Origin of the sequence: Acinetobacter sp. YH01019 (genome assembly GCF_013420285.1) — a bacterium.
Lineage (GTDB): Bacteria > Pseudomonadota > Gammaproteobacteria > Pseudomonadales > Moraxellaceae > Acinetobacter > Acinetobacter gandensis.
In genome coordinates this window covers 1-7,077 of sequence record NZ_VOYM01000109.1, presented here as the reverse complement: position 1 = coordinate 7,077, position 7,077 = coordinate 1, and the positions used below count along the sequence as shown (strand labels likewise).

The window sequence follows — 7,077 nt, the reverse complement described above, 5'->3', positions numbered from 1 at the left end:
AATTTCAAATTGTGCAGCTACCGCTCGAATAGAATAACCTTCCTCAAGTTTAGCTAAAATTTTACGTCTAAAATGTTCTGAATAACTCATTGCACCATTGTATTGGTTTTATAATGATTTGACTATATTTATCGCTACTTCATAGTGGTCAATGTTTGGCAACTTTTTAATAGATGGTCAAATTTGGAATGTAATTTGCATTTCATATGAATATCACTCGCCTTATTTTAGGCTCATTTACATATATCATTTCGATAAGGACTTTATAACTATGTCAAATCAGTTTATTGATCTAATTACCAAACGCCGTACGATCTATGCAATTGGTAAAAATGTAAGTCAAACGCCAGAATATCTAACTGATTTGATTCAACATGCAATTAAACAAAGTCCATCATCATTCAACTCGCAATCTTCACGTGCAGTGATTTTGTTTAATGGTGAAAATGAAAAATTCTGGGCTTTAGTGGCAGATAAATTAAAGTCTTATGCAAAAGATGAGGAAAGTGCTGCAAAAACCACTGCGAAAATGGCAAGTTTCGCTGCTGGTGTGGGTACAGTATTGTTCTTTGAAGACCTAGATGTCGTAAAAAACCTACAAGCGCAATTTCCTTCGTATGCTGAAAACTTCCCAATTTGGGCAGAACATTCTACAGCAATTGCACAATTTGCAACGTGGACTGCTTTACATACCGAAGGCTTAGGAGCATCACTTCAACATTACAACCCAATTGTCGATGAACAAGTACATGCTGAATGGGGCATTCCTGCTCATTGGAAACTTCGTGCTCAGTTGGTATTTGGTTCTGTAGAAGGTGAAGCAAAAGACAAAGGCTACATCGATGATGCTGAACGTTTTAAGGTTTTTCAATAATCGTTGAATACAACATAGTCGATGAATAGAGAAAGAGCTGCATTTGCAGCTCTTTTTATGTATAGAGGTTGGACAATGCTTTTCATCCATAAAAAACATTGTCCGTTTTAGCTCATTGAGGATAGAGCTAAACTGGTGCTTAGAACCAACTTTCTTGCATATTTAGGCAAGTGTCATCGAGCTCATTTAATAACTGTGCTTGATGTTCAATTTCAGGAAGTTCCCAGCGTATAAAGTATTGCGCAGCTTGCAATTTTCCCGCCATAAAGTTTTGATCTTCCTCAAGCTCTGATTGCTGAAATGTGGCAACAGCCTTGTTTGCCATGTCCAGCCAAAGCCATGAGATAATAACTTTACCCATCATGTCGAGATAAAGCGCTGAGTTTGCAAGTGCCTGATCGACCTGACCTTGTATTAATACTTTGCCTAAACGTTGCGTGGTTGCTTGTACTATTGCCAGATGTTTTTGAAATAATGCAGCAAGTGGTTTCACACGTTCATCTTGAGCTTCAGCAATAGTGTTTTGCATACGCTGCATTAACAATATTAGACCTTTACTATTGTGCTGCCATAACTTACGGCCCAATAAATCAAGTGATTGAATACCAAAAGTACCCTCATGAATTGGGTTTAAACGGTTGTCGCGATAACATTGTTCAATCGGGTATTCACGGGTATAGCCCGCACCGCCCAAGACTTGAATTGCTAAATCATTGGCTTTGGGGCCATAGGCAGAAGGGAATGATTTTACCACTGGAGTAATTAGGTCCAGTAAAATAGCGGCATCTTCATTCTGATTGGCTTGATGCTCATCAATTAAACGTGCTGCAAATAAACAAAGTGCCAATGCACCTTCAACATAGGACTTTTGAGCTAAAAGCATGCGTTTAACATCTGTATGTTGAATGATGTTGACAGGTTTTGCTGCAGGATTTTTATCTGAGACGATACGGCCTTGTGGTCGATTTTTTGCGTACTCAAGGGATTCTAAATAGCCACGATAACCAATCATCGCTGCCCCAAGTCCCACCCCAACACGTGCTTCGTTCATCATCTTAAACATATATTTAAGACCCGAACCTGCTTCACCAATTAAATAGCCATGACATTGCTCATGTTCGCCAAAACTTAATACGGTTGATGTTGTACCACGGTAGCCCATTTTATGGAGTAGGCCAGCAAGATGTACATCATTGTGTTCGCCTAAAGTGCCATCTGCATGCGTTTTAAATTTTGGCACGATAAATAAAGAAATACCTTTTACACCTTGTGGTGCATCTTGTATTCGAGCCAAGACCAAGTGAACAATATTTTCAGTAATATCTTGGTCACCGCCAGAAATAAACATTTTCTGACCTTTAATTGAATAGCTGCCATCTGCTAGTGGAATGGCTTTTGTCGTCAAATCACCCAACGATGAACCTACGTCAGGCTCTGTGAGTGCCATCGTGCCTGAGAAACGACCACGGAACATATGAGGAACGAAAGTATTTTTTTGTTCAGTGGTACCAAAAGCCTGAATGACATTTGCTGCGGCTGCTGTTAAAAATGAATATGCCACAGTAGATGGATTTGCCGACATGAAGTAAGCATTGGCAGCCATATTGATTAATGTTGGCAATTGCATGCCACCGAGTTCGTATTCATGTTGAGCGCAGAGTAAACCTGCATCGGCAAATTGTTTCCAAGCGGTTTTCACTTCAGCAATTGTCGTAACTGTTTTGCCATCAAAACTTGGTTCATCATGATCGGCTTTAGCATTATGGGGAGCAAAAAAATCATTGGCGATGCCATGAGCAGTTTCTAAAATGCTATTAAAAGTTTCTACATCATGTTCTGCAAAGCGAGGGAATTGGATCAGTTCCTGTGCTTTAAAAACGTCATAAAGTAAAAAATTTAAATCTTTATCATTAATAAGCTGCGTCATGGCAATAACCTAAAATATTGTAATTGACTCGAATGCTTACAGATTAGCAGTTGCCAGCTAGCCTTAGGATTGTAAATATTGACACTTATAGTGTTAAAAATGACAAAACGAGTTGCTATTAGAATGAAAAAAATTGTGATTTTGGCTTTTGATGGTGCTCTGGCCTCAGCAATTACAGGCGTAGTCGACCTATTTGCTATGGCAGGTGTGAGTTGGAATCGTATTCAAAAACAAAATGTGCAACGCTTATTTGAAGTGCAAATTGCAACACAAGATGGTCAAGATATTCAATGTATTAACGGTATCAAACTGCATGCTGATCTTGCATTTCAAGACATTAATCTAGCTGATGTGTTGATTGTTCCGACCATTGGGGCAGCAATTAATGATGTTTTGCAACGTAATGAGAGATTAATCGACTTTTTAAAAAAATATCCGGTAGATCGGCTCATTGCAGGAAATTGTACGGGCAACTTTTTTTTAGCTGAGGCAGGCTTGCTTAATGAAAGACATGCAACGACGCATTGGGGCTTTCGACAAATGTTTAGTGAACGTTATCCTTTGGTCAAGTTGAACACTGATCAATTAATTAGCCATGATCAAAATATTTATTGTGCGGGTGGTGGTCTTGCATGGTTTGATTTAGGGCTACATTTGATTGAGCGTTTCTATGGTTTTGATATCGCAATTCAGTCTGCTAAATCCTTTGTCATTGATTATCGCAGAGACAGCCAATTGTCTTATTCTTTACTCAAGATTGCGAAACCTCATCAAGATGAATTGGTACAGAAAATTCAAGACTATTTAGCGTGTCATTTTCATCAAAATATTGCACTGGAAGACATTGCTAAAACCTTTAACATCACAACAAGAACGTTAATAAGACACTTTAAAAATGCGTTGGATGTTGCGCCAAATCAATATTTACAAGCGATACGGGTAGAAGCAGCACGAAAGCGTTTGGAAGAAACAGATCAAGCTGTAGATTTAATTATGCAACAAGTGGGTTATAGCGACCCAAGCTCATTTCGACGATTATTCCATAAAAAAACGGGGCTAACTCCGTTGGAATATCGCCGACGATTTAGTCGACGGTTTGCAGTATAGAAAACTTAAAATTTGATCATTCATGGGCCAACACATTTTTTGAAGATTGGCGGCCATGTAAGAGGTAATATGCCAAAATACAGCTAAAAGCAGCAAAAGCGCTATATAAATACAATTGCTCATAACCTATGTAGTCAAGCAACATGCCAATAAAGTAAGGTCCAAAACCAAGTCCAGCATCAAGGAAAATGAAGAATGTCGATGTGGCAAAACCCATACGTTCAAGTGGTGCACTTTTCACAGCGATGGTTTGACAGACTGATTGAATATTGCCATATCCCAAGCCAAGTAAACCTGCGCAGAGTAACAGCATCCAAGAACTATGCGTGATACTGAGTAAAATGAGGGCAATACCCATAATTATAAATGCAGGATAGATAATAATATTTTCACCTTTCCGATCCATTAAAGGCCCTGTAAAAGGACGCGAAATCAAAATCGCAATGGCGTACATTAAAAAGAAAAAAGAAGCTGTTTCAACTAAATTAATTTCTTTGGCATAGAAATTAATAAATGATAGTACGCCTGAATAACATATTGAGGCGAATAACATGATTAACGAAATGGGTACTGCATTAGGTTCGACAAATTGAGAAAACCAGTTTGGCTTTTTCATAGCGACAACAGTTTCGATCGCTTTATTTATTTTAGGTAAATCAGGAACTTGTATCAACCAAGCTACGACTAAACAGCATACGGCAATGACCGTTGAAACAACAAAAATGGATTGGTATCCGACATTGAGCATCATCCAAATAGCAAGGAAAGGGCCAATCGCCGTACCTAAAGTACTACTCATACTGTAATAGCCAATGCCTTCACCACGGCGTGATGCAGGTAAGATTTGCGCAATGATTGTACCGAGTACTGTTGATGCCATGCCCATCATAAAGCCATGCATAAAACGCACAAAGAGCAGCATGCCGACGCCAAAAGGGATAAAGTACAGACCAGAGAAAAGTAAGAATCCTGTCAGACCAACAATTAAAGTAGTTTTTCGTCCAAAGCGCTCAAGAAATTTACCAACCAGCAGTCGTCCCACTAACGTACCGACAATAAATAAACCCGAAATTAAACCAGCTTGTGCGGTAGTTGCGCCAAGTTCTGCTACGGCATAACCGACAATCACCACAACCAAAAGATAAAATGTCAGTACCAACTGGAAATTTATGGCACTCACTAATATAAAATTGCGTGTCCATAAGGCGGCATTATTTTGCATGATCTTCACCTAATTTTGCGCATTCTAATGTCTGGATAATACGATTAAAGATACTGACCGATTGCTGTATATCATTGGGGAGAAATTGACTGATCAATGCTTTTTCAAAATGATCAATTTCAACAGAGCATTGTTTAAATAGGTCTTCACCCTGTGGGCTTAGTATTAGTTTTTTTTGTCGTTTATCTTCAGTTTCAACATGAATTAAAACATTTAAGGCTGTAAGTGCATGTACACGTTTCGCTATAGAAGGCTTTGAAACATTTAAATATTCAGCCATTTCAATGGATGTACAACCGCCTTTTTCACGAATGACAAACATAACTTGCCATAGGGAATAATTCAGTTGATATGGAAGGAGGAGTGTATTGACTTCGTCACTCATCATACGTGCGCAGCGCAATAATGAAGAACGGAATCCGAGTAGAGAATTCACAATGGTTAACTATGGTAACTATATTTAAGGCAACTTTACGCCTTTTCATTTTAATGTACAAGTGAATGGGTAATATCCGAGATAAGTAGTCATACATAAAAAAGCCAATACGAATATTGGCTTTTTAATCACTTGAAAGATGAAAAATTAAATCTTTACATGATCGTTTTGCAGCATAGCAATGCTATTTACTCAACGGCAGCTTCGGCAGCAGCTATAGCGTGTTCATTATTTGTTGTATCGGTTTCTGCAATTTCAACACTTTCACCGTCTGCATACGCTAATTCTTCGCCGCTTTGTTGTTCAAGTTGTTGTAAATATGCGGCTAGCTCTTCATCATTCATTTCAGGTTCACCTTCAGACATCATGGCTTGTTCTTCGAGTTGAGCTTGGGCCATATTGTTCATCATGCCTTGCATATTGAGCATAACGGGTATCATAACCAGTAAATACACGATCATTAGCACTAAGTATAAACAGCCTATCACTTTTTCCGTTTGTTCAGTTGGGCGTTTAATACCGTAATTATTCTCACCCTGTGTGCCTTTGGCAGTCATCACATAAATACTGAAAAATGTGCCAACAAGTGGGATAAGAAAAACTAAACATAACCAACCACTTTTATTTAAATCATGTAAACGTCTGATAGTAATACAGATCATGGCAACAAACATTGCAATGATAGATACAACAGCTAAAACGATAGCACTAATGCCTAAGGCAGAACTAAATAGCACATCAAAACTACGTTCAGCTGAAGTAAAAACTGCAAATAGTCCTAGCGCAACAGTAATGCCTAAAACACAGCTATAGATCATACCAATGATGAATAACCAAGCTAAATAAGACAGGCGACCAAAACGTCCTTCAGGTGATAAAGGATGATCAGCTTTACTCGTCGCTGTTTGATATTGATTTGAAGATGGAAAAGGATTTAATTCACTTGTACTGAGTTCTGTCATTTTTGTATCCAATATTTTATTTTTTATTTAATTCATAATGTTTATGCAGCAAGCGTATTTTAAGGAAAAACCATAATTGGTCAATTTTTATTTAAAATTTAATAGCAAGATTTTAATAACTAGGTTTTAGTGCGACACGAAGTCGCTTAATGAAGTTGTTCCCCCTGCGGGAACCACCCGTGTCACCGGGTGAATCTAGAAGGCTGAATAAAGAGCGCCTTCGACAATGTAACGAGGCACCGCAAGGTGCGGGGTATCAATCGTGAGAGGCGTACCCTTCTGGCAGCCATAGCCGGACAAGGGCTAGATAATCGGTATGGTGAACACATGTGAATCTGCGTAACGATCGTTAAGTTGAACGAGCGGAAATGGCTGATACGCTCGAACCAAAACGGTAATGGAGGTGGGAATTGCGTCTTTCTACTACGCATTCGTGACCCATACGCCTCCCGGTCGATAGCAGGCACCTAAGCCGATGTACTTCAGTAAGCGGAACGTGGAAATCCCGTATTACTCCCATTGGGAAAGCAGTTTGCAAAAACTGCCCAT

At 38.9% G+C, this 7,077-nt stretch carries 6 protein-coding genes and 1 pseudogene; 2 read left to right on the top strand and 5 right to left on the bottom strand.

The genetic code is table 11. The features are described from left to right. A pseudogene (locus FTT84_RS17965) lies at nt 1-90 on the bottom strand (transposase); the annotation flags it as partial. Nucleotides 91-271: 181 nt separating this feature from the next. On the opposite strand from FTT84_RS17965, the gene FTT84_RS16215 reads away from it, so the two are divergent. Then, on the top strand, nt 272-874 hold the full coding sequence (locus FTT84_RS16215) for a nitroreductase family protein (RefSeq protein ID WP_180081844.1): 603 nt from the start codon (nt 272-274) through the stop codon (nt 872-874). Nucleotides 875-1,013: 139 nt separating this feature from the next. On the opposite strand, the gene FTT84_RS16210 is transcribed toward FTT84_RS16215, so the two are convergent. Continuing rightward, nucleotides 1,014-2,801, bottom strand: coding sequence for an acyl-CoA dehydrogenase (locus FTT84_RS16210; RefSeq protein WP_067766474.1), 1,788 nt, complete (start codon nt 2,799-2,801; stop codon nt 1,014-1,016). 123 nt (nt 2,802-2,924) lie between these two features. On the opposite strand from FTT84_RS16210, the gene FTT84_RS16205 reads away from it, so the two are divergent. Continuing rightward, nucleotides 2,925-3,908, top strand: coding sequence for a GlxA family transcriptional regulator (locus FTT84_RS16205; RefSeq protein ID WP_180081842.1), 984 nt, complete (start codon nt 2,925-2,927; stop codon nt 3,906-3,908). A gap of 16 nt (nt 3,909-3,924) precedes the next feature. Here the strand turns inward: FTT84_RS16205 and FTT84_RS16200 are convergent, their stop codons facing one another. The 3 genes from FTT84_RS16200 to FTT84_RS16190 all read right to left on the bottom strand — a co-directional run bounded on the left by FTT84_RS16200 (nt 3,925) and on the right by FTT84_RS16190 (nt 6,528). Next, nucleotides 3,925-5,130, bottom strand: coding sequence for an MFS transporter (locus tag FTT84_RS16200; protein WP_180081841.1), 1,206 nt, complete (start codon nt 5,128-5,130; stop codon nt 3,925-3,927). Next, nucleotides 5,120-5,515: a MarR family transcriptional regulator gene (locus FTT84_RS16195; RefSeq protein WP_245668236.1), complete on the bottom strand. Its 396-nt coding sequence runs from the start codon at nt 5,513-5,515 to the stop codon at nt 5,120-5,122. The genes FTT84_RS16200 and FTT84_RS16195 overlap by 11 nt, the downstream gene beginning before the upstream one ends. Nucleotides 5,516-5,754: 239 nt before the next feature. Beyond that, nucleotides 5,755-6,528 carry a DUF805 domain-containing protein gene (locus tag FTT84_RS16190; protein WP_180081839.1) on the bottom strand — a complete coding sequence of 258 codons (774 nt, stop codon included), beginning with the start codon at nt 6,526-6,528 and terminating at the stop codon, nt 5,755-5,757. Between the last annotated feature and the right edge of the window lie 549 nt (nt 6,529-7,077).

What these genes read in the sequence shown, in the direction of transcription:
- FTT84_RS16200 (WP_180081841.1), bottom strand. Translation starts at nt 5,130, where the DNA reads ATGCAAAATAATGCCGCCTTATGGACACGCAATTTTATATTAGTGAGT.
- FTT84_RS16215 (WP_180081844.1), top strand. Translation starts at nt 272, where the DNA reads ATGTCAAATCAGTTTATTGATCTAATTACCAAACGCCGTACGATCTAT.
- FTT84_RS16205 (WP_180081842.1), top strand. Translation starts at nt 2,925, where the DNA reads ATGAAAAAAATTGTGATTTTGGCTTTTGATGGTGCTCTGGCCTCAGCA.
- FTT84_RS16190 (WP_180081839.1), bottom strand. Translation starts at nt 6,528, where the DNA reads ATGACAGAACTCAGTACAAGTGAATTAAATCCTTTTCCATCTTCAAAT.
- FTT84_RS16195 (WP_245668236.1), bottom strand. Translation starts at nt 5,515, where the DNA reads ATGAGTGACGAAGTCAATACACTCCTCCTTCCATATCAACTGAATTAT.
- FTT84_RS16210 (WP_067766474.1), bottom strand. Translation starts at nt 2,801, where the DNA reads ATGACGCAGCTTATTAATGATAAAGATTTAAATTTTTTACTTTATGAC.